The 22,354-nt window shown below is 53.7% G+C and carries 21 protein-coding genes and 1 other RNA gene; 19 read left to right on the top strand and 3 right to left on the bottom strand.

All coding sequences use genetic code 11. The features are described 5' to 3' along the window. From ACLD72_RS12965 to rnpB, 6 genes are all read left to right on the top strand, one after another. Window positions 1–456, top strand: a complete 456-nt coding sequence (locus tag ACLD72_RS12965; RefSeq protein ID WP_411002083.1) for a YaiI/YqxD family protein — start codon at window positions 1–3, stop codon at window positions 454–456. Window positions 457–556: 100 nt separating this feature from the next. Further along, entirely contained in the window at window positions 557–2,377 is a 1,821-nt protein-coding gene (gene dnaG / locus ACLD72_RS12970; protein ID WP_411002082.1) for a DNA primase, read from the top strand. A 45-nt stretch (window positions 2,378–2,422) separates the two neighbouring features. After that, window positions 2,423–3,544: an RNA polymerase sigma factor RpoD gene (gene rpoD, locus ACLD72_RS12975; protein WP_411002081.1), complete on the top strand. Its 1,122-nt coding sequence runs from the start codon at window positions 2,423–2,425 to the stop codon at window positions 3,542–3,544. A 195-nt stretch (window positions 3,545–3,739) separates the two neighbouring features. Then, the gene (locus tag ACLD72_RS12980) at window positions 3,740–4,510 is read left to right on the top strand and encodes a tRNA (adenine(22)-N(1))-methyltransferase (RefSeq protein WP_411002080.1); all 771 of its coding nucleotides are present in this window, start codon (window positions 3,740–3,742) and stop codon (window positions 4,508–4,510) included. Then, a complete protein-coding gene (locus tag ACLD72_RS12985) occupies window positions 4,486–5,601 on the top strand; it encodes a Nif3-like dinuclear metal center hexameric protein (RefSeq protein WP_411002079.1) in 1,116 nt (371 codons plus the stop codon). The genes ACLD72_RS12980 and ACLD72_RS12985 overlap by 25 nt, the downstream gene beginning before the upstream one ends. Before the next feature lie 81 nt (window positions 5,602–5,682). Beyond that, window positions 5,683–6,087: RNase P RNA component class A (gene rnpB, locus ACLD72_RS12990), an RNA gene on the top strand. Between the two features lie 89 nt (window positions 6,088–6,176). Here the strand turns inward: rnpB and ACLD72_RS12995 are convergent. Next, window positions 6,177–8,108, bottom strand: coding sequence for a S8 family peptidase (locus tag ACLD72_RS12995; RefSeq protein WP_411002078.1), 1,932 nt, complete (start codon window positions 8,106–8,108; stop codon window positions 6,177–6,179). 154 nt (window positions 8,109–8,262) lie between these two features. Between ACLD72_RS12995 and ACLD72_RS13000 the strand changes: the two genes are divergently transcribed. The 6 genes from ACLD72_RS13000 to thiI all read left to right on the top strand — a co-directional run bounded on the left by ACLD72_RS13000 (window position 8,263) and on the right by thiI (window position 12,981). Further along, on the top strand, window positions 8,263–8,769 hold the full coding sequence (locus ACLD72_RS13000) for a YpuI family protein (protein ID WP_411002077.1): 507 nt from the start codon (window positions 8,263–8,265) through the stop codon (window positions 8,767–8,769). Between the two features lie 129 nt (window positions 8,770–8,898). Further along, window positions 8,899–9,126 carry a DUF1540 domain-containing protein gene (locus tag ACLD72_RS13005; RefSeq protein WP_411002076.1) on the top strand — a complete coding sequence of 76 codons (228 nt, stop codon included), beginning with the start codon at window positions 8,899–8,901 and terminating at the stop codon, window positions 9,124–9,126. A gap of 35 nt (window positions 9,127–9,161) precedes the next feature. Continuing rightward, a complete protein-coding gene (locus ACLD72_RS13010; RefSeq protein WP_251587053.1) occupies window positions 9,162–9,584 on the top strand; it encodes a hypothetical protein in 423 nt (140 codons plus the stop codon). A gap of 170 nt (window positions 9,585–9,754) precedes the next feature. Further along, window positions 9,755–10,486 carry a lytic transglycosylase domain-containing protein gene (locus tag ACLD72_RS13015; RefSeq protein WP_411002151.1) on the top strand — a complete coding sequence of 244 codons (732 nt, stop codon included), beginning with the start codon at window positions 9,755–9,757 and terminating at the stop codon, window positions 10,484–10,486. Between the two features lie 102 nt (window positions 10,487–10,588). Continuing rightward, the gene (locus tag ACLD72_RS13020) at window positions 10,589–11,728 is read left to right on the top strand and encodes a cysteine desulfurase family protein (protein ID WP_411002075.1); all 1,140 of its coding nucleotides are present in this window, start codon (window positions 10,589–10,591) and stop codon (window positions 11,726–11,728) included. Window positions 11,729–11,745: 17 nt separating this feature from the next. Next, window positions 11,746–12,981, top strand: a complete 1,236-nt coding sequence (gene thiI / locus ACLD72_RS13025) for a tRNA uracil 4-sulfurtransferase ThiI (RefSeq protein WP_411002150.1) — start codon at window positions 11,746–11,748, stop codon at window positions 12,979–12,981. A 358-nt stretch (window positions 12,982–13,339) separates the two neighbouring features. On the opposite strand, the gene ACLD72_RS13030 is transcribed toward thiI, so the two are convergent. Continuing rightward, a complete protein-coding gene (locus tag ACLD72_RS13030; protein WP_411002149.1) occupies window positions 13,340–14,044 on the bottom strand; it encodes a TerC family protein in 705 nt (234 codons plus the stop codon). Window positions 14,045–14,174: 130 nt separating this feature from the next. On the opposite strand from ACLD72_RS13030, the gene ACLD72_RS13035 reads away from it, so the two are divergent. From ACLD72_RS13035 to ACLD72_RS13060, 6 genes are all read left to right on the top strand, one after another. Beyond that, window positions 14,175–14,837, top strand: coding sequence for a TerC family protein (locus ACLD72_RS13035; RefSeq protein ID WP_411002074.1), 663 nt, complete (start codon window positions 14,175–14,177; stop codon window positions 14,835–14,837). Window positions 14,838–15,012: 175 nt separating this feature from the next. Next, on the top strand, window positions 15,013–15,513 hold the full coding sequence (locus ACLD72_RS13040; RefSeq protein ID WP_458475801.1) for a hypothetical protein: 501 nt from the start codon (window positions 15,013–15,015) through the stop codon (window positions 15,511–15,513). A 127-nt stretch (window positions 15,514–15,640) separates the two neighbouring features. Continuing rightward, entirely contained in the window at window positions 15,641–17,482 is a 1,842-nt protein-coding gene (gene typA, locus ACLD72_RS13045) for a translational GTPase TypA (protein WP_411002148.1), read from the top strand. Window positions 17,483–17,524: 42 nt separating this feature from the next. Further along, window positions 17,525–17,833, top strand: a complete 309-nt coding sequence (locus tag ACLD72_RS13050) for a YlaH-like family protein (RefSeq protein WP_411002072.1) — start codon at window positions 17,525–17,527, stop codon at window positions 17,831–17,833. An 89-nt stretch (window positions 17,834–17,922) separates the two neighbouring features. After that, window positions 17,923–19,014 (top strand): LCP family protein, encoded by a 1,092-nt coding sequence (locus tag ACLD72_RS13055; RefSeq protein WP_411002071.1) that lies wholly within the window; start codon window positions 17,923–17,925, stop codon window positions 19,012–19,014. 102 nt (window positions 19,015–19,116) lie between these two features. Beyond that, entirely contained in the window at window positions 19,117–19,569 is a 453-nt protein-coding gene (locus ACLD72_RS13060; protein ID WP_411002070.1) for a pyridoxamine 5'-phosphate oxidase family protein, read from the top strand. A 40-nt stretch (window positions 19,570–19,609) separates the two neighbouring features. On the opposite strand, the gene ACLD72_RS13065 is transcribed toward ACLD72_RS13060, so the two are convergent. Next, window positions 19,610–20,197 carry a YhcN/YlaJ family sporulation lipoprotein gene (locus tag ACLD72_RS13065; protein ID WP_411002069.1) on the bottom strand — a complete coding sequence of 196 codons (588 nt, stop codon included), beginning with the start codon at window positions 20,195–20,197 and terminating at the stop codon, window positions 19,610–19,612. A gap of 128 nt (window positions 20,198–20,325) precedes the next feature. Here ACLD72_RS13065 and ACLD72_RS13070 point away from each other — a divergent pair, with 128 nt between their 5' ends. Then, entirely contained in the window at window positions 20,326–21,657 is a 1,332-nt protein-coding gene (locus ACLD72_RS13070) for a PhoH family protein (protein ID WP_411002068.1), read from the top strand. Window positions 21,658–22,354: the final 697 nt, after the last annotated feature.

Here is a 22,354-nt window from a genome sequence, read left to right on the forward strand (position 1 = left end):
ATGATTATGCGCATTGTCGTGGATGGGGACTCCTGCCCGGTGAAGGCGGAGATCGCCGAAACGGCCGGCCGCTACGGCGTCCAGGTAGTGATGGTTTCTTCCTACGACCATACACTGCAGCCGGCGGATGGAGTTTCGGTCATCCAGGTAGACCGGAGCAGTCAGAGCGCCGATTTGTATATCGCGAATCATGTCGCCAAAGGCGATATCGTTGTTACCCAGGATTATGGCCTTGCCGCGCTGGTTTTGGCCAAATCCTGCTCCAGCTTGTCGCCCCGCGGCGAAATCTTTCATCCGGGGAACATCGACCGTTTGCTGGAGCGGCGGCATGTTCACGCGAAGGCAAGGCGCGGAGGGCAGCGCCATAAAGGGCCGAAGCCTTTCACGAATGAAGATCGCAAACATTTTACCGAAGTGCTGTCAAAACTTTTGGAACATTTGCAGGAGAATGTATAGTTTTAGCGAATTACTATTTACGTGTCATAGAGAAGCTTCAAAATGTCCGAAATTTTGACGTGTTGAATGATTCTCTTTGCGAAAGATGAAGGTGATTTGAATGAGTACCGGACGCGGCATTCCGGAAGAAGTCATCGAGGCCGTCTTGCGGCAGCATGATATCGTCGACACGGTCAGCAAGCACGTTCATCTGACAAAACAGGGCAAGTATATGAAGGGGCTTTGTCCGTTCCATTCGGAGAAAACCCCGTCTTTTACGGTAACCCCCGAACGTCAAATCTTCCACTGTTACGGCTGCGGCAAGGGCGGAAACGCCATCAAGTTCAGGATGGAAATCGAAGGATTAACTTTTCCCGAAGCTGTCCGGATCATGGCGGAAGAGGCGCATATTCCTTATGAAGACAAAGGAAGAAGTTTTGGGGATTCGCCGCAAAACCGGGAATTGGAGCAGCTGTTGCAAGCCCATGAATGGACCTCCAAGTTCTATCACTATTTGCTGAAAAATACGGAACACGGTAAACCGGCCATGGAGTATTTGAAATCGCGCGGTTTTACGGATAAAGCGATCGACACGTTCCAAATCGGTTACGCCCCGGCCAGATGGGATACATTGGTCCAGTTTTTGGACAAGCGTTCTTTCGATCTCGGTGCGATGGAGAAGGGCGGGCTGTTGTCCTCGAAGCAGGATGGGAGCGGGTTTGTCGACCGGTTTCGCGATCGGGTCATTTTTCCTTTGCACAACCGGAACGGTAAAGTCATAGCATTTGCCGGCAGGGTGCTTGGCGAAGGACAGCCGAAATATTTGAACTCCCCGGAGAGCAAGCTGTTCAGTAAAAGCCGAACGTTATACAATTTGCATCAAGCGAAGAACGAAATCCGGAAAACGCGGCAAATTGTGCTGTTTGAAGGTTATGGCGACGTGATCAGCGCTTGGGAGGCAGGGGTTCATAACGGGGTGGCCACGATGGGAACCGCGTTGACGGAAAGCCATGCGTCCATGATGAGGAGTCTGGCGGACGAAGTGCTGGTGTGCTATGACGGAGATCAGGCCGGACAAGCCGCCGCGCTCAAAAGTATTCCGATCCTGGAGAACGCCGGTTTTCAGGTCAAAATCGCGCTGCTCAGCGAAGGGCTGGATCCCGACGAGTTTATCCGTAAATACGGGGCGGAACGATTCAAACATCAAGTACTGGACGGCGCCGTCTCATCCGTCAAATTTAGGCTTATATATCTGAAAAAAAACCATATACTGCTAGAAGAAGACGGAAAGGTCGCTTACATCAAGGAAGCGATGCCCATTATCGCGGTGTTGGCTTCGCCAAGCGAACGCGAGATATATTTGAAGGAATTATCCGCCGATTTGCAGGTGTCCTTCGACAGTTTGAAGCAGGAATGCAACGAACTTAGAACAGCCATGCAAAAAAAGGCAAACGCCGGGGATAATAAGCCCGAACGGTGGAATAATGGTAGGCATAAAAAAGGGCAGGCTTCGATGCCGGCTCTGCTGCCCGCTTATCAAGTGGCGGAACGGAGATTGCTTTCTTTTATGCTGCAGGACGAAGAGGTGACCCGTTATGTGGGCGATCGTCTTGGCACCAATTTTAACATCGAAGATCATGTGGCGATTGCCGCTTATCTATACGCCTATTATGCGCAGGGAAAAACCCCGGATGCCAGCCGGTTTATCTCCTCGCTTCAGGATGAACGGCTTGAGCAGACGGTTATCTCGATTGCGATGACGGATACGCCGGAGGAATGGACGACACAAGAGCTGGACGATTGTATTCGGGAGATCCGCAAAGTACCGATCCTCGCGCAAATCAAGCAGAAGAAGGAAGAAATGGTGTCCGCGGAACGAGCCGGGGATTTTATGCGTGCGGCGCAAATTGCAAGTGAGATTATTGCCCTAGAGAGACAGTAAGACGATGGACTTTCGGTGACGTTTCTAGGGAGGAGGGAGCCAGATATGACGAATGACCAGCATGCTGAACTAGAAACTGAATTGACGCTGGACCAAGTAAAGGATCAGCTGATTGAGCAAGGCAAGAAAAGATCTTCATTATCTTATAAAGAAATTATGGAGAAGCTCTCGCCCTTCGACCAGGATCCGGAACAAATGGATGAATTTTATGAACAATTGGCGGATTTGGGCATCGACGTCACGGGTGACGGCGATGAAGAGCATCGGCGTGGGGATGAGGAGACCTCGCATGATGACGATTTTAACTTTGACGACGATTTGAGCCTGCCGCCGGGCATCAAAATCAACGACCCTGTCCGTATGTACTTGAAGGAGATCGGCCGGGTTCCCTTGCTTTCTGCAGATGATGAGATGGAATTGGCCAAACGGATCGAAAACGGGGATGAAGAAGCCAAACGCCGCCTGGCTGAAGCGAATCTTCGTCTCGTGGTGAGCATCGCCAAGCGTTATGTGGGGCGCGGCATGCTGTTCCTCGATCTCATTCAGGAAGGCAATATGGGTCTCATTAAAGCGGTCGAGAAATTTGACCACAAGAAAGGCTTTAAATTCAGCACGTACGCAACGTGGTGGATTCGCCAGGCGATTACGCGGGCGATAGCCGACCAGGCGAGAACGATCCGGATTCCGGTTCATATGGTGGAGACGATCAACAAGCTGATCCGCGTCTCCCGCCAGCTGCTGCAGGAGCTTGGACGCGAACCCACGCCGGAAGAAATCGCCGCCGAGATGGAACTAAGCGTCGAGAAAGTCCGTGAAATCATGAAAATCGCCCAGGAACCGGTATCGCTGGAAACGCCGATCGGGGAAGAGGACGATTCCCATCTGGGAGATTTTATCGAAGACCATGAAGCTTTGGCTCCGGCGGACGCCGCCGCTTACGAGCTCCTGAAGGAACAATTGGAGGACGTTCTGGATACACTCACGGAACGGGAGGAGAACGTGCTTCGGCTTCGGTTCGGACTGGACGACGGACGGACGAGAACGCTGGAGGAAGTAGGCAAAGTGTTCGGCGTAACGCGGGAGAGAATTCGGCAAATCGAAGCAAAGGCGCTCCGCAAGCTGCGCCATCCGAGCCGCAGCAAGCGGTTGAAGGATTTTCTCGAATAAGCGTCACGGGTAGGCGTGTTAGCTCTGACCTTCTGCAGCCAAAGCAGCAAGGTCATTTTTGTTAAAAGAGGCATTGCCTTGGGTCCCTTTCATTTGCATAATTTCCTTCTTTTTCTTTATTGTTTTTTATTTTAGCGCTTTTCCCTGGGGTTTGCAAATCGCAGGGCTGCGCTGCTGGGTGGTGTGGATTGCTTCATGAAATTATCCGCAAGATTGCAGTTAATATCCGACTTGCTGCCAAAAGGCTGCCGTTTTGCCGATATCGGGTCGGATCACGCCTTGCTGCCGGTTTCGGCGGTGCAGAGCGGCCAGGCCGCATTCGCCGTGGCCGGCGAGGTCAACGACGGGCCGCTGGAGGCGGCCAAACGCCAGGTCGCCGAGGCCGGGGAGACGAAGCGGATTTCCGTCCGCAAAGGAGACGGGCTGGCCGTCATCGCTCCCGGCGAAGTGGATGCGATTACGATCGCGGGCATGGGCGGAGCCTTGATCGTTTCGATCTTGGACGGCGGCAAGCTCAAACTGGCCGGGGTTAAGCGGCTGGTGCTGCAGCCGAATGTGGGCGAGGAGTTCGTGCGCCGCTGGCTCGCCGAAAATGATTGGTTTCTGGCGGAAGAAGCCATTCTGGAGGAAGACGGCAAAATATACGAAGTGATGATGGCGGAGGCGGGTTCCGATGCCGCGGCGCGGAATGCGCAGCTATACGCGGAACGCGAATTAACCGATCATGAAGGCCGCGGGATCACGCTATCGAAGGATTTGCTTTTTTTGATGGGACCGCGGCTTACGCGCGAGCCGGACGATGTTTTTTTTAAGAAATGGGAATCCGAAATCCGCAAACTGGAAAAGATCCGGCGTTCGGTGTCCGCATCCGCCTTGGTAACGTCCCGGGAAAAGGAAGAGGAACTGGGGCGGCTTAAGGAACAATTGAAGGAGGTGCTAACTTGTTTGCAAAAGGTCAAACGGTAATTCAATATATGGAGCAGCTTGCTCCGAAACATGTAGCGATGGAAGGCGACAAAATCGGGCTGCAGCTCGGCAGCCTGCAAAAGGAAATCCAAAACGTGCTGGTCGCCTTGGACGTCAACGAAGCGGTGGCGGACGAAGCGATCGCCCTGAACGCCGATTTGATCATCGCCCACCATGCGATCATTTACCGTCCGCTTGCCAATCTGCAGAGCGATACGCCGATGGGCAAAGTGTACGAGAAGCTGATCAAAAACGATATCGCGGTGTACATCGCCCATACGAACCTGGATGTGACCGACGGCGGAATGAACGATTGGATGGCTGAGGCGCTTGGCATCGAAAGCGCCGCTCCGCTGGAAGACCTTCATACCGACAATTTGTATAAACTGGTTGTGTTCGTACCAAAGGACCATCATGAGAAGGTGCTGAACGCGATGCTGGAAGCCGGGGCGGGCGCCATCGGCAACTACAGTCACTGCAGCTTCAATATCGAAGGATACGGCACGTTCAAGCCCGGAGAAGACACCGATCCCTATATCGGGACGCAGGGCAAACTGGAGAAGGTGGAGGAAATCCGCATCGAAACGATTGTCCCGCAAAGCCTGCGCAGCAAAGTGATTCAGGCGATGCTGAAGCAGCATCCTTACGAAGAGGTCGCCTATGACCTGTATCCGATGGAGCTCAAAGGCCGGACGCTGGGGCTTGGCCGCGTCGGCAAGCTGCGGGAACCGGTAACGCTGGAGGACTTCGTACAGCGGGTTAAAGAGCGGCTGGACGTGCCGATGGTGCGCGTCGTCGGTGACCTGAAGCGGCCGGTCCGCAAAGCCGCCGTGCTGGGCGGATCGGGGGGCCGCTATTGGAAGCAGGCGCAGTTCCGCGGCGCCGATGTGCTTGTCACCGGGGATGTCGATTACCATACGGCCCAGGACGCCTGGATGGCTGGAGTAGCCATCGTTGATCCGGGACATAACGCCGAAAAAATCATGAAGCGGAAAGTGGCGGAGTGGCTGGCGGAGAAGCTTCAGGATAGCAAATATGACACCAGGGTGCATGTCTCCGCCATCCATACGGAACCGTTTGTGTTTATGTAAAACCATGAAAAGCCAGTTTTTCCGCTGATTCACACTTGTCAGCGGCCGTCAATGTCTGTATACTATGTAATGTTGCCTATGAAAGTTTGACAGACAATCGCCGGCGGCTTTAAGGCCGCGGGAGGAAAGTCCGGGCTCCACAGGGCAGGGTGCTGGATAACGTCCAGTCAGCGCGAGCTGAAGGATAGTGCCACAGAAATGGACCGCCGATGGCCGCCGCAAGGCGTGCACAGGCAAGGATGGAACCGAGGTGTAAGAGACCCCGAGGAACGCTGGCGACTTCGTTCCTGGTAAACCCCATCTGGAGCAAGACCTAATGGGACGCAGCTTCTTAGGAAGCAGCCTTTGCCCGAGGCGCGTCCGGGTTGGTTGCTGGAGCCGTACAGTAATGTGCGGCCTAGATAGATGATTGTCGCTCGAGGCGGGAGGGTAGTTCCCGTTATAACCGCAAAGAGTACAGAACCCGGCTTACGGCAAACTTTCAACACTGCAAGGCATGATAAACTTATATCTATGGACGAAGCCTCCGCGGCGCGTGAATGCATTTGCGCGCTGCGGAGGCTTTTGGTTTTGACTTACTTATTCTGATCGATCACGCGGTCCATTTTGCGCTGGATCGATTGCGGCCAGAATTGCAGCGGCGGGGTTCCGCCGCCGGCGGCCTGCAGCGCGGCATACACGTCGACCTGGCCGTATCCGTAATATTTGTCCCGGCCGGAAGCGCCGAGATCAATTACGTTTTTGCGGATAATGTCCATGACCTCCGTATTTTTCAGGTCGGGATTGATCGAGCGGATCAGCGCCGCCAGGGCAGCCACATGCGGGCTGGCCATCGAGGTGCCGGATAAAGCGGCGTACTGGTTGTCCGGATAGGTGCTGGCAATGCTTTCGCCGGGGGCCATGACATCGATGTAGTCTCCGTAATTGGAGAAAGAAGCCTTCTTCAGGTTATAATCTGTGGCGGAAACGGACAATACTTCCGGATAAGCCGCCGGGTAGCCCGGGCGTTCCGTATTGTCGTTGCCCGTGGCGGCGATCAGCACGACGTCATGGTTATAAGCGTATTTGATCGCCTCATGCAGAAACTGGGCATCCGCGTAGTTGCCAAGGCTCATATTGATGACTTTGGCCCCGTGGTCCGTCGCCCAAATGATCCCCTGCGCCACGGAGTAGGTTGTTCCGGAGCCGGATTTGTCGAGCGCTTTGACCGGCAGGATTTTGCCGCCCCACATCATCCCGGCGATGCCTTCGCCGTTGTTGACGTTGGCCGAAATGATGCCGGCTACGTGGGTGCCATGGCCGACGTCGTCCTTCGGCTCCGCGTCGGGATTAATCACGTTGTAGCCTTTCAGCAGCCGCCCTTGCAGGTCGGGATGCTTGAGGTCCACGCCAGTGTCCACGATGCCCACAATCACGTCGTTGCTGCCTTTGGACAGCTGCCATCCCCGGTTTGTCTCAATGATCGGCAAGTTCCATTGATATTCCGAGAACAGCAGATCATTCGGAATTTCTGGCGTTTCCTCCTTCAGCCCGATATTTGCGTTGTCGTTAAATAAGCCGCCATCGTCCCAAATTCCGTCGCCGAACTCATTGGTAAGATACAAATAGTGGGGCTCGATGTATTTGGGCTTCCACTTTTTCTGGAAATAACGTTTTAACTGCTTCATGTCCATGTTTTTGGAGCGGAAAATATACGTGTGGTTCAGCTTCCGCGCCTTTGGACCGCTGATGTCCTTTTCGATCTGCCGCAGTTCCTGCGGCGTCGGCGCCTTGTCGAAGGTAACTACGATTTCGTTCTCGTAGTAATGGCTCGCTTTTTCATTGTCATGGCCGGTTTTGACGGTGATATCATGAAGCGTGTCGGCGTGCACGGATTCAATTTTGAATTTGCCTTCCTTCGGATAGGGAATCAGCCGTAAATTTTTGTGCTGGTGTTCTTCAACCCGGTTCAAAATGCGGGTGTCCATAATCGCGATAACGCCTCTTTTTCCGGTTTTGGCCGGCTCCGCCGACACGAAGTATTTGGGTTGCTTTTCCGGAAAAACAGGGGATTCGTAGGACCTTGATTTGTTCAGCGCCTTGCGGGCGTAACTTACATACGTATCAAGCTGTTCTTTCACCGCAGAATCCGGCTGGAAATCCGCACGGCGAAACTGCTTTTCTTGGCGGTTTTCCGCATCATACCAAAAAATCGCCTGAAACTGCTTGTGATCTTTCTGCAGCTCCTGAGCCGTATTGGGCAGTTTGCCGGATGGGGCTTGAGCAAAAGCGGAAGCAAGGGCGCGAAGATGCCCTTTGGCGTCCAGGCGGTAAAGGCGTTCCGTTGCGGTGACATCGCGCCGCAGCAAGTTTTGCTTCAGCTGCTGTTCTTCCGCCGGCTTCGGTACGGAGAGCTTGGTTATTTGATTCCTCGGTCTTGCATCGTTGTCCGTTCTCGGAAACAGGGAAATCGCCGCAATGGCGGCGGCTCCCGTAAGTCCGATTGCGGCCCATCTGCGCCAGTTCATCGTTGATCCTCCTTCACATTCGTCATGCCGATGGGTATAGCGTGAGGTGAACTGCCTGTTTTTATTCTTGAGGGATACCGGATTTGGTCAAATTGTGATACGATAAGGGCGTTAATGACTGTACGATCATTACAGGTGAAGGAGAATTGTTTGCATGCCACAAGCCAATAACATCAGGCAACTTTGCGAAACTGCCAGAGAACAGCTGAAGAACGCGTCCGGCCGGGTCGAGACGTTTCTGAACCATTATTCGCTGCCGCAGCTTATGGAAGGCCAGAACGAAGACAGCGGTTTATTTTACAAGGGATTGCTGTCAGACCTGCGGCATTTGCTCGTTTATTGCGAAAATTGCTATGAGAAGCTGGGAATCGTGCTGCGCCGCGGCACCTTTGATGAGGAATCGGCCGAAAAAGCGCTGTATCATGTGTACCACGACTGTGTGAATAACTTCTTCTATCCTAAAAACGAAAGCTACTCCGAGGACGGAAGATATGCATATACGGGGCAAGACGCCATTCGCTTCCGCAAGAAGCCGTCCCGTCCGGCGCGCGACGTCGTGCTCGATATCACCCGGGCGTTTGAGGAACTGCGCGATGATCTGGCCTATTATGAAAGCGATTATTTGACTCAGCTCCGCTTGAACCGGACCCATTCCAAATAAACCGGATTCACCGATTAGATAACTGGATGCCGATACAGGCATCTTTTTTTATTTTTCCCCCGATTTGTCAGTTCGTGATCTGTATAGCTGTTTGCCGCTGCGGGAAAAATGTTAACCGAGGTGATCAATATGCCAAACGGGGATAAACCCTTGGTGAAATGCAGCGTCTCCAACTGCACGTATTGGGGAGAAAAAAACGTATGCAACGCCGATGTGATCATGATCGATATCGACCAGCACGCGGATAAGCATTATAAAGCGGAATTTGCCGGCGAAACGTTCGATACGGAGCATCAGGATACAGCAGCGTCGTCCTCGGCCACCTGCTGTCACACGTTTAAAGCGAAATCGTCTTAACCGGAAATATAACCTACTAGCGGAGGTGCTTATTGATGACTGATTCCATAAAAGAAGAAGACAAAACGGATCTGCCGTCAACCGAAAAGCAAAACCGGATCGACTATCCGCGTAAGGACCACCGTGAGGAATATGCTGCGGAAGTAACGCCGGCGGGAACATTCAGCGGAAACGCGGTTCGCGAACGCCATGCGGATGCGGATGGAGAAGTCCGCGATGTGAACCGGGTTGAAGACGCCGATTCGGACGTAAATACGGCCGGACGAACGGTTGGTTATGTCGGCGTTGGTTTGGGGATCGCCTCGCTTTTCCTGTGGTCGATTATTTTGGGCCCGCTCGCTGCTGTGATGGGTTTTTACGCTTACAGCCAAGGCAATAAAACATCCGGAGCATGGGGAATCGGGCTAGGGATCGTGTCGACGCTTAGTTATTTTGTACTCATGCCGTTTACTCGTTAATTACCGCCGTTTCCCCTTGTTTTTAGCTGTTAACGGCTGGCTGACGTCGCTTCCCCGGACGTTGGCCTTTTTCGTTTTCGCCTTTTTTCGCAAAAAAGTGGTGGTTATTGACGCCGTTTACGTGTAAAATATAGGCATCGAACTTGTACACGGAAAGAGGAGTAACACGCATGCAAATTGATCCGCGCACTTTGGGACAGCTCATTCAGCTGCAGACGATGAACGGCCTGGATCTGCAGGGAACTTCGGTGGGGCGCACGGCCGTCGATACCGATGGCTCGTTGTTTGATATTCTGCTTCAGGAAATGATGTCGGCGGAGCAGGGGGAGATGGCAGCTTCGTCTTTGCCGGGATACCTGCCGGCAAGCGGTTTGGATCTATCGGAGGTGCTTGCCATGCTTTCGCCGTCGACGGTGAACATGGACTATGCGGACGCGACCCCCATGGAACCCGTCCACACTTCAGCGGTGCCGATTAAAGCCGGAGATGATAATATCGAAGCTTTGATCGCCCGGGCCAGCCGAACCTACGGTGTTCCGGAAAGCCTGATCAAAGCGGTTATCGATACGGAGTCGTCCTTTAATCCCATGGCGGTTTCATCCGCGGGGGCCAAAGGGCTGATGCAGCTGATGGACGGAACGGCCCGCGGGCTCGGAATCAGCGATCCGTTTGATCCGGCGCAAAATATCGATGGCGGCACCCGGTATTTGTCCAATCAGTTAAGCCGCTTCGGCGGGGAGCTGAAAACGGCGCTTGCGGCCTATAATGCCGGCCCGGGGCGTTTGCAAAGACTGGGGATCAGCAACGACGAGCAGTTGATGGAGAAGCTGCATATGCTTCCGCAGGAAACGCAAAATTATATCCGCAAAATTTTGACGGCGCAAACCAAATACGAAGTCTGATGACCTAATAAAAATTTAGAGATTGTAAAGAAAAAACGCTCCGAATCCTTTTCGAATTTCGGCGTTTTTTCTTTTGGTCTTTTTTGGAATGAAGGTGAATTGATGATTTATTTCGACCACGCGGCTACAACGCCCCCCTATAAGGAAGTGACCGAAACAGTGGCCGAAGTGATGGGCCGTCATTACGGGAACCCGTCTTCCCTGCACCGGCTCGGCGAAGAAAGCGGTAAGCTGCTGGACAAAGCCCGTGAGGTTTGCGCGGCGGCGCTATCGGTGAAACCCCGGGAGATTGTTTTTACAGGCGGGGCTACGGAGAGCAACAATACGGCGATTAAAGGAGCGGCCCTACAGTATACGAACCGGGGAAAACATCTGATCACGACGGAAACCGAACATCCGTCCGTCTACGAATGCTGCAAGCAGCTTGAGTCCTGGGGCTGGGAGGTTACCTATCTGCCGGTTGACACGGACGGTCTGGTATCCCCGGAACAGGTATACTCGGCGCTTCGCCAAGACACCGTGCTCGTTTCGGTCATGCACGTCAATAATGAAACCGGGACCGTTCAGCCGGTTGCGGAAATCGGCACGATGCTCAAGGAAAAGGCGCCGCGGGTTTTGTTCCATGTGGACGGGGTGCAGGGATTCGGGAAGCTTTCACTTGCGCTTGATGGCTCCGGAATTGATTTATACAGCTTGTCCGCGCATAAACTAAGGGGGCCCAAAGGGGTTGGCCTGCTGTACGTCCGCGAAGGGTTGAAGCTGTCTCCGCTGCTGGCGGGCGGCGGCCAGGAAGGCGGCCTGCGCTCCGGCACGGAAAACATTCCTTATATCGTCGCCTTCGCCAAAGCAATGCGTCTCGCGCGCGAGGGGCAATCTGGCCGGGCCGCCAAACTGGGAGGGCTGAAGGATCGCCTGCTTCGAGGGCTGATAGCGTTGCCCGAGCTTTTGATCAATACGCCGGCGGTTTCGGCGCCGCATATCGTTCATTTTTCGTACCCGGGAACGAAAGCGGAGGCGCTCCTCCATATGCTGGAGGAAGAGGGGGTTTTCGTGTCCACCCGTTCGGCTTGCTCTTCCAGACGAAGCGAACCGAGCCGCGTTCTCCTCGCCATGGGAAAAAGCCCGAAAGCGGCAGCGTCCGGCATTCGGATCAGCCTGGGGGAAGAACACGTTGAACAGGATATTGACGCTTTGCTCGCCGCGTTGAAGAAATCGGTGCAGCGGCTGCAAAGTTTACGATAGGAGAGAATACGTTTATGTTGCTGTACGATATGTTGCTGCTTCGTTTCGGAGAAATTACGGTTAAGGGGCGGAACCGTCCCCGCTTTGAACATGTAGCGCTCAAGCATGTAAAGACGTTGCTTCGCGCCTACCCGCGAACGGAAATCCGGCGGGAGTTCGGGCGGATTTACATCGTGCTGAACGGCGAGCCCGCTCAGGCGATCATCGAGGAGCTGAAAAATGTGTTCGGCTTAACTTCGATCAGCCCGGTCAAGGTGGCCGCCTCCAAGCTGGAAGACATTGTGGCCACGGCCGTATCTTTCATGAAAGAGGCGTCCGTCAAAGAGGGAACGACGTTTAAGGTGCATGCCCGGCGCGTGTGGAAGGCGTTTCCTCATTCCTCCCAGGAGATGAACCACCTGGTCAGCAAGCCGGTCCTGAATGCGTGTCCGCAGTTGAAAGTGGACGTGCACCGGCCCGAGCTCGAACTGCGCGTGGAAATTCGCGAGCAGGGAACCTATTTGTTCTCCGAGGTCATTCCCGGCCCTGGAGGGTTCCCGCGGGGCACAAACGGCAAAGCGATGCTGCTGCTATCCGGCGGAATCGACAGCCCGGTGGCCGGCTGGTCCGCGATGCGGCGGGGGCTTGAAATCGAATGCGTGCATTTCCACAGCTATCCGTTCACGAGCAAAAAGGCGGAGCAAAAGGTGATCGATCTGGCTGCCGTGTTGTCCAAATATGCCGGGGAAATTAAACTGCATCTCGTGCCGTTTACGGACATTCAGACGTCTTTGGCGCAAACGGGGCAGGATAATCTGATCATCACCCTGATGCGGAGAGCGATGCTCCGCATCGCCACCCAGCTGGCCGAGCGCAGCGGCGCTTTGGCGCTGGTGACGGGGGACAGCCTCGGTCAGGTGGCGAGCCAAACCTTGCCCAGCATGAACGCGATCGGGCGGGCGACCGACCTGCCGCTGCTTCGTCCGCTGGTCATGAGCGATAAGCTGGACATTATTTCTTTGGCGCAGCAGATCGGAACATACGATTTGTCGATTTTGCCTTACGAGGACTGCTGCACGCTGTTTGTGCCCAAATCGCCTTCGACCAATCCGAATTTGCGGATACTGGAAAATATCGAGCGTTCGCTGCCGGATTTGCCGCAGCAGATCGAGTGGGCCGTCGAGGAGACGGAGACGATTCTGATCCGGCCGGGACGTGAAATCAAACGTAACTCGTCGGCGGAAGAGGAAGTCGTGCAGAGCAAGTGGTTTTGAGTTTTGACTATCCGGCCGGGTACCGGTCCGGTTGCGGAGCTGGACATACGGAAAATTTGGGCAGCTAACCATAGCCTATGCTGCTAACGGACTCCACCGACGCTAAATGGCTCAAAACGGGGATTGTAAAATTGTAACGGACTGAGGGAACGCTATTTCCTCTAAAATCCTGATAATTGCCTCAATTGGAGCCGAATAACGTCTCCCCGGTCCGTTAGCTTGGGAAATAGCCGGGAAATGAGCAAATAAGGTCGTTACGGTCCGTTAGGTGATCGAAAAGTGGAAGCCACAATAAAAAGCGCGGGCAAAAGGGTTTAACCCTTAATGCTCGCGCTTCTGCATTTGTTGCCCCTGCTTCTTAGCGAATTGCCGGATGGGTGCGGGCGTTGTCCCTTTCTTTCTGTTGGCGTCTCTTCTTCAGGAAGCCGGCCAGCAGCACGCCGCAAATCACGACCGCGATCAGCCCGTATCGCAGGATGGGGTTGTCCGCAAAGAAGGCAAGAAAATGCGGTTCCTCCGTGATCATATGGCCCGCGGTGTAAGCGAGCACAGCGGCCCCAAGATAGGCGATCCACGGAAACTTCTCCAGCAGCTTGATGAACAGCGTGCTTCCCCATACAACGATCGGCACGCTGATCATAAGACCGATGACGACAAGAACCATATGCCGTTGGGAAGCGCCGGCGACCGCAATCACATTGTCCAGGCCCATGGCGGCATCGGCGATGACGATCGTCCGCACGGCCGGCCACAGCTTATCCTTCGCTTCGATGCTGTCGTGGTCGCCTTCATCGGCCAGAACTTTGTAGGCGATAAAAATCAGCATCAGTCCGCCGGCAGCCAGCAGCCATGGAATACCAAGCAGCCAAACGACGATTAAGGTCGCCGCAATCCGCAGAATGACAGCGCCGGCAGTTCCGTAAATAATCGCCTTCTTCTGAACGGAGCGGGGAAGCTTTCTCGCGGCCATTCCGATGACGATGGCGTTGTCTCCTGCCAAAATCAGATCAATAAATATGATATTGACCAGGGATAGAAAAAAAGCCGCACTAAATAAATCCATTATGGTCACTTCCTTATAAACGTAAATACGTATTAATGCTCCCAAAGGGTTCACTTGTCCGGAGATGATTTTTCAAAATGGCATAGCTTGGCTCATTTCCTCATACAAGTTGTAAGGGGGAGGGAAGAGCGTGGATCATTTGATTTTATTGTCGGAAATTTTGATTATAAATCTGGTGCTGAGCGGCGATAACGCGGTGGTCATCGCGATGGCCAGCAAAAGCCTGCCGCTGCATCAGCGCAAACAGGCGGTGTGGTGGGGCGCCCTAGGAGCGGTTGTGCTCCGTTGCGCGCTAACCTGGATCGCCGTCATTTTGTTGAAGATTCCTTTTATTCATGCCGCGGGGGGACTTCTTCTCGCGGGAATCGCCTTCAAGCTGCTGCTTCCGGCGCACGAGGAAGATTCCCGCGTAGCCGGGGCGGCGTCGATGTGGAAAGCGGTGCAGACGATTCTGGCCGCGGATTTCGTGATGAGCCTGGACAATGTCCTGGCCATTGCCGCGCTTGCGAAAGGCGACCTGTCCATTCTCGTGATCGGCATCGCCATCAGCATTCCGATTGTCGTCTGGGGCAGCAATCTGATTGCCGATTGGCTGCAGCGCCTGCCGATCCTGACCTATGCGGGGGCAGGTATCCTCGGTTATACGGCCGGCGACATGTTTCTGCAGGATCCGCAGCTGGGCCCGGCGCTGTCGGCGGCCTTGCCGAACATAGCCCATGCCGTGCCTGCGGCGTTTGCCGTGCTCGTTATTATGTTCGGCTGGATGAAGAAATCTAAGGCCGGACGCGGCTGAATAGCCTGGAGCCAGGGGAACGGTCCGTTTTTCGGAAGGTCTGGAAAATCATTTTTCGGACCGCAGGGGGAGGAGTGGTTTTTTGCCCGCTTTTCAGCTAAACTGGAAGAGAACAGGGATGTCGTAATTTGCTGCGGCCTGTCCCTCATTGTCTTCTGGAAGGTGTGTGATGGATATGTCCAACAACAACAAGCTGATGACGGGGATTTTGATTCTGGCTGCCGGGATCGTCATCCTCCTGGGGAAACTGGGCTTTTTCGGCTTTCTCGGAAGGGCGTTTTGGCCGCTTCTTCTGCTGATTCCCGGAATTTTGCTGCACCTGTGGCATTTCTGGAGAAAGGGACCTTCCGAACTTCTTTTGCCCGGGGCGATTTTGGTCGTATACAGCATCGTTTTCTTCATCGGCATCATCGGCGGGTGGGATACGCTGAAATACACCTGGCCGCTGTTTTTCCTGGGGATCGCCGTTGGTTTGTTCGAATATGACTATTTTTCGCCGCGCCGCCAGAACGGCATGTTCATCGCCGCGTTGATCATCGGCGCGATTTCTGTCATCCTGCTGGGATGGACATTATTTTCGCTGTCGCTGATTTATGTGTTGGCCATCCTGCTCATTATCGGCGGGATTTGGCTTATCGTGGCGCGAGGCCGCGGGAAAAACCGGAGCATCTGGTGATGGTGCAAGTTCTTGAATTCTGCGCAATTTCGCGTATAATATAAACGATATGTCAAGCGTCGGCATTTTGTCCGGCGCTTTGTTTTGTGACAGAAATAAAGAGACGAAAGGATATGGAGATAAACCTATGCATGATAGAAGTCAAATCCGCAACATTGCGATTATTGCACACGTAGACCATGGCAAAACGACGTTAGTCGACAAGCTGCTGCAGCAATCCGGTATTTTCCGGGAACACGAAGCCGTTCAGGAGCGAGCAATGGACTCCAACGACCTGGAACGCGAACGCGGCATCACGATTTTGGCCAAAAATACGGCCATCACGTACAAAGATTATTTGATCAACATCGTGGATACCCCGGGGCACGCCGATTTCGGCGGCGAGGTGGAACGGATCATGAAGATGGTTGATGGGGTGCTGCTCGTCGTCGACGCTTACGAAGGCTGCATGCCGCAGACGAAATTCGTGTTGCGCAAGGCGCTGGAGCATCACTTGACGCCGATCGTCGTCGTCAACAAAATCGACCGTCCGGCCGCGCGCCCGGCCGAAGTCATCGATGAGGTTCTGGACCTGTTTATTGAATTGGAGGCTAGCGACGAACAGCTGGATTTCCCGGTGGTGTACGCGTCCGCTCTGAACGGAACATCCAGCCTTGATCCGGAAAAACAGGACGACAATATGCTGGCCCTGTACGAGACGATTATCGAGCACATTCCGGCGCCGACCGAAAACGTTGAAGAGCCGCTGCAATTCCTCGTAACGCTGATGGACTATAACGAATACTTGGGCCGGATCGCGATCGGGCGCGTCAACCGCGGCGTCATCCGCCAGGGGCAGCCCGTGGCCGTCATGACGCGCGACGGCGGCAAAAAAGCGGCCCGCATCGAGAAGCTGTTCGGGTTCCAAGGCCTTCGCCGCGTGGAGATCGAGGAAGCCGGCGCCGGCGACATTGTCGCCGTGGCGGGAATCAAGGACATTAACATCGGCGAAACGATCGCCGACCCGAACCAGCCCGAGGCGCTGCCTGTCCTGAAAATTGACGAGCCTACGCTGCAAATGACGTTTCTCGTCAACAACAGTCCGTTTGCCGGCCGCGAAGGTAAATGGGTCACCTCCCGCAAGCTGCGCGAACGCCTCTTCAAGGAACTCGAGACGGACGTATCGCTGCGGGTGGACGAGACCGACAGCCCGGATGCGTTTGTCGTGTCGGGACGCGGCGAGCTGCACCTCGGCATCCTGATTGAAAATATGCGCCGCGAAGGCTACGAGCTCCAAGTATCCAAACCGGAGGTCATCGTCCGCGAGATCGATGGCGTGAAGATGGAGCCGATCGAACGCCTGCTGATCGACGTTCCAGAAGAAAGCATGGGCGCGGTAATGGAGAGCCTCGGCTCCCGCAAAGCCGAAATGGTGAACATGATCAACAACGGAAGCGGCCAGGTGCGGCTTGAGTTCTTGATCCCGGCCCGCGGACTCATCGGGTACCGGACGCATTTCCTGACCTTGACCCGCGGCTACGGCGTTATGAACCATGCTTTTGACAGCTATGGTCCTTATGCGGGCGGTCAGGTTGGCGGACGCCATGAAGGCGTGCTCGTTTCGAGCGAAAACGGCGTCTCAACGCTGTACGGTATTTTGTCCATCGAGGATCGCGGGATTCTGTTCGTCGAACCGGGCACCGAAATTTACGAGGGCATGATCGTCGGCGAACATACGCGCGATAACGACATCGTCGTGAACATCTGCAAAGAAAAGCAGCTTACCAACGTCCGGTCGGCGACGAAAGACGAGACGGTGAAGATGAAAACGCCGCGGCTGTTTTCGCTGGAACAGGCGCTGGAGTATTTGAATGATGATGAGTACTGTGAGATTACGCCGAAATCGGTCCGCCTGCGCAAAAAGATTTTGAACAAAAGCGAACGCGAACGGGCCGAAAAACATCGCAAAATGTCAGAAGCTAATTTATAATAAAAAGGTACTTGCAGTATCCTTTTAAAGGAGGACGCCCAATTGCAAGCCTGGTTTGCGCAACATCCGGTCATTTCGTATCTGCTGATTTTGGTGCTGATCATTTTCGTGTACAACAAGGTATTTCGCGCGCAGCAAAAGCTTCCGCTATGGAAGGAAGCGATTCTGTACCTGCTTATGGCGATAGGTTCTTTCCTGCTGCTTATTTTTCAAATCGATAAGCTGCCGATTATCCAGTGCCTTCTGGTTGCCGTTGCGCTGATGCTGATGGTGCGCATCCGTTATTTTGTCGAAGGTCGGCAAAAGAAAAAAGATGGGGCGGACCCGGCCTCGGGCGACAAGTCGGCATAATTTTCCGGGAAATAAACCGGTAACTTTTCAGCGATGCAATTCGTCTTTTAGATGCGGCTTAATATCACAGAAATAAGGTGTTTGATTGCATGAGTTCCAATCGCAGCGGTTTGCCTCCCAGAAAGCAAACCCAAAGCCGGTCCACGAAAAAAGCGGTAAATAAGAAGAAAAAGTCGAGCGGGATCAGGACATTTTTCAAAACCCTGCTGACGGTCATGATCGTTGCGATCATCGGCGCGGGGTTATATGCGGGATATTTGATCTACACGACCGATCAGGTGATCGATGCAACGGGCACATCGGGAAAGGTGGCTCCGGAGAAATCGGCCAAGGTCAAGCCGCTTACGATGCTGCTGCTCGGGACGGATTACCGTCCGGAAACCGGGACGCATCTCAGCGACGTGATGATGGTGGTTGCGATGAATCCGAACACCAAATCCGCTACGATCGTGTCGTTGCCCCGCGATACCAAGCTTGAAATGGACGGCTATAAAACGAACAAAATCAACGCATTTTACCCGAACTTCCTGGTGGCGGAGAAAAAAAGCGGCACTCCGGCCGAACAGGAAATGAAGACGATGATGAGCAAGTTTTTCGATACTTCGATCGATTACGTCACGGTGATCAACTTCCAAGGTTTTCGCGATATCGTTGACGCTTTGGGCGGCGTGGATGTCAATGTCGATGCCAACATGTGTTACCGGGACAGAGCCGACGGTACGGATATCAACTTGAAGAAGGGGGCACAGCACCTGAACGGGGAAGATGCCCTCGGATATGTCCGGTACCGGAAGTCCAACTGCAGCCCGAGAACGAAAGGCTCCGACGATTTTGACCGCAACCGGCGCCAGAACGAAGTGCTTCACGCTTTGATCGATCAAGCCAAGTCGCTTAACGGGGTTTTGGGAGCGGGCAATGTGATCCAATCCGTCGGCAAAAACCTGGAGACGGACTTGGAATCGGAGCAAGTGAAAAATCTGATTTCCGCCTATTGGAACATTTCCAAGGAAAACGTGGATTTCATGCCGGTTACCGGGGATTGGAAAAGCCCTTTCGTCTATTTGCATCAGGATGAGCTTGATGCGGCCAAACAAGCCTTGAAGGATGAGCTTGCCGGGACGAAGCAGCCGGCTCAGGAGGAGAATGCCGCGGAAGCGGCGGACGGGTCATTAAACGATTGAATGCAAGTTTTGCCTCATGCTATAATACAATTAACATACAGGATGACTGAAGTTCCCTAAGTTCAATCCCTTGAAGGGTTATGTGCAGGAGGGCTGGTAATTATGTCAGAGATCGTCACCCAATTGTCCGATTCGCTTTTCGACACTCTCCAGTCCGAAACATTTGTACTGCTGAATACGGTGGATCGGGAATCCGGGGGGCCGACGTCCAGCGCCATCTCATGGGTTTACGCCGTTAACCACGCCACGCTGCGGCTGGCTCTGGATCATCGCTCGAGACTCGTCGGCAATATTAAGACCAACCCCAGAGTTACGGTTTCGGTGTTCGGCAAAGAAACGATTTATGCCATTAATGGCCGGGCAACTGTTGTGAAGGACCCTTTAGAGGGAGTTCCGTTCAAGATGTGCTGTTTCGATGTGCATATTGATGCGGTGCGCAACGCCTTGTTTTACGGGGCACAATTGGTTTCTGCTCCGGTTTATGCCAAAGTATACGACCAGCGTGCCGCAGACATGCTGGACAGCCAAGTGTTTGCCGCGATGAAAAAAGCCTAGCGACTTGTTCGCCAGGCTTTTTTTCCTTATTGGGACAAACTTAGCGGGTTTTTGGCGGGATTTGCCTGCTCTGATCGCCCGGGGCCAAATTCATCCGCGTTGGGTTTTCTCCCGTTTGCGGCCGGGTGTCGCTCGGCATCTGCGGAACGATCCGTCCGATGATATCGGCGAGTTCGGTGGCCACACCGGCTACAGGATGGCCTTGGCGGATTTTTTTACCGATTTCCGCGAGGCGCTGGTTCAAGTCCATATCGGCCGTAACGATGGCGCCTGCCCCATGGGGATCTTTACGAAGAGCTTCAGCCACTGTATATTTGATGCTTCCTACGCGGGCGCGTTCCAGCCGGCTGTCGACATCGATGCCGACAACGGCGGTTTTGCCCATAACAACGCAATGCGCGCCTTTGACGCCAGGCACTCTTTTTACCAGCTGTTCCAAATAAACTTGTCTATCCCGATCTGACATCTTCCCTACGTTCGCCATATCCGGATTTGCGTTCGGGCTTACGCTTTGCGTCCGGGGAACGGTGCCTGTTTGATTTTGTGGAGAGGGTGATGCCTTCTTATTAACAGTTCCGCAGCTCGTAAGCAGGGTAGCCGTCAATAACAAACACAGCCATATTCGCATGTTGGATCCGTCCTTTCGGAAATGATCTCTTGATTCGACGATAAGTCATCACAATATAGATTTCCCGGGGCGGAAAAAAATATGTATGAAGACATAAGGCTGCAATGACCGCGGTGGAGGGGATAAAGATGAAAAAAATCTTTGTATTGGATACCAATGTATTGCTGCACGATCCAAATGCGATTTTTGCCTTCGATGAACATGATGTGGTCATACCGGCCGTCGTGCTGGAGGAGATCGATACGAAGAAACGCAACGCCGATGAATTGGGCCGCAACGCCCGGGGCGTCTCGCGGCTGCTCGATGGATTGCGCGAAACGGGCCACCTGTACGACGGGGTTCCGCTCGAAGGGGGCGGCAGGATCAAGGTGGAGTTAAACCATCGCAGCTTCATCAAAGTTCAGGAGATGTTCGGCGAGGTAACGAACGATAACCGGATTTTGGCCGTGGCGCTCAACTACCATTTGGAACAAAAGGAGCTGCCCGATCCGCGGCCGGTCGTGCTGGTCAGCAAGGACGTGCTCGTCCGCATCAAAGCGGATGTGCTCGGGCTGACCGCCCAGGATTATTTATCGGACCGTACGGTCGGGCCTAGCGATTTGTACGGGGGATATTCCACCGTTAAAGTCCATCCTTCGCTCATCGATGAGTTTTACACCTATCGTTCCTTGCCGGTCAAACTGCTGGGACTCCATTATTCCCTTTATCCGCACGAGTTTGTTATTTTAAAAGATGAGATGGGCAGCGGAAAATCCGCCCTGCTGAAACTGAACGAAGATGCCAGCCGGCTTGAGCCGCTGTATTTAAGCAATGAGCCGGTATGGGGAATCAACGCCCGCAACGCGCAGCAACGGATGGCGCTGGAGCTTCTGCTGAACGACGATATTCCGCTGGTGACGATCACCGGCAAGGCGGGAACCGGCAAAACGCTGTTGGCCCTGGCCGCCGGCCTGCTTAAAGTGGAGGATGAACACAAATACAAAAAGCTGCTGATCGCCCGCCCCGTCGTGCCGATGGGGAAGGACATCGGATTTTTGCCCGGGGAAAAGGAAGAAAAGCTGCGCCCCTGGATGCAGCCGATTTACGATAACCTGGAATTCCTGTTCGATACGAAAAAATCGGGAGATATCGAGAAAATATTGATGGGGCTCGGCAGTATCCAGGTAGAGGCGCTGACCTATATCCGCGGGCGCTCCATCCCCGGGCAGTTTATTATCGTGGATGAGGCGCAAAACCTGACGCGCCATGAGGTGAAAACGATTGTGTCCCGGGTTGGGGAAGGCAGCAAAATCGTACTCATGGGAGATCCTGAGCAAATCGACCATCCCTACCTCGACTTTTCCAGCAACGGTCTGACAGGTCTCGTGGAACGCTTCAGGGATCAGGGGATCAGCGGTCATATCACGCTGGAAAAGGGGGAACGTTCCAAGCTGGCGCAAGTGGCGGCCGATTTGCTGTGAAAAGTGGTAGTTCGAAAAGTCCGCTTTTGATCACGAAGCAAATCAAGAAGTAACTCGGCATCGAATCTTGAATTCAGCCGGGTGGGGCATATGCTTCCGAAGCATGTTTCCTCCGGAAACATTTCAGTTGCTCACGTACCCAAAACGTACGCTCCGCTCCTGACGTCCCTGGCTTCATCCAACCTAAAGCGTTTTGAAAAAACGCACTTCGGAAGCATGCGCTTCGGTGCTGAAAACCGGCCTTTTTGAACACGCACTAAAGTGTGTGAAAAGATAAAGAACAATTTAGGCGCGAGCTGATCCAGCTCGCGCCTTTCTAAACGGAATTATAGGAAGCGAAGGTAGAGAGGAGGAGAAGAGAAATCTGGAGGCTAAAGGACTCCAGAGACGTTATCTGCGGAAAAATGGAGGTTTGCAAAATGTAACGGACAGAGATGCACTAGCCATGCAAACAACCTGACATGAAAAGTTGAAATTATGGTCCAATTACTATTTTGGTAATTAATGAAATATATTTACAGGTTTGTTTCGGTCTTAGATTCAAAAAGGAGAATGTCCGTGGAGAAGTGGCACAGTTTTCCTTTTAATGGAAATATGCAGTTCGACCTATCGCACGATAACTTTCTTTTGAACCGGTTGCGGCTCACGGGGAGCCGGCAAGCGCTGCCTGCCTTTAGAGGTGCGCGACGGTTTTCGT

The sequence above is a fragment of the Paenibacillus lacisediminis genome (assembly GCF_046567315.2).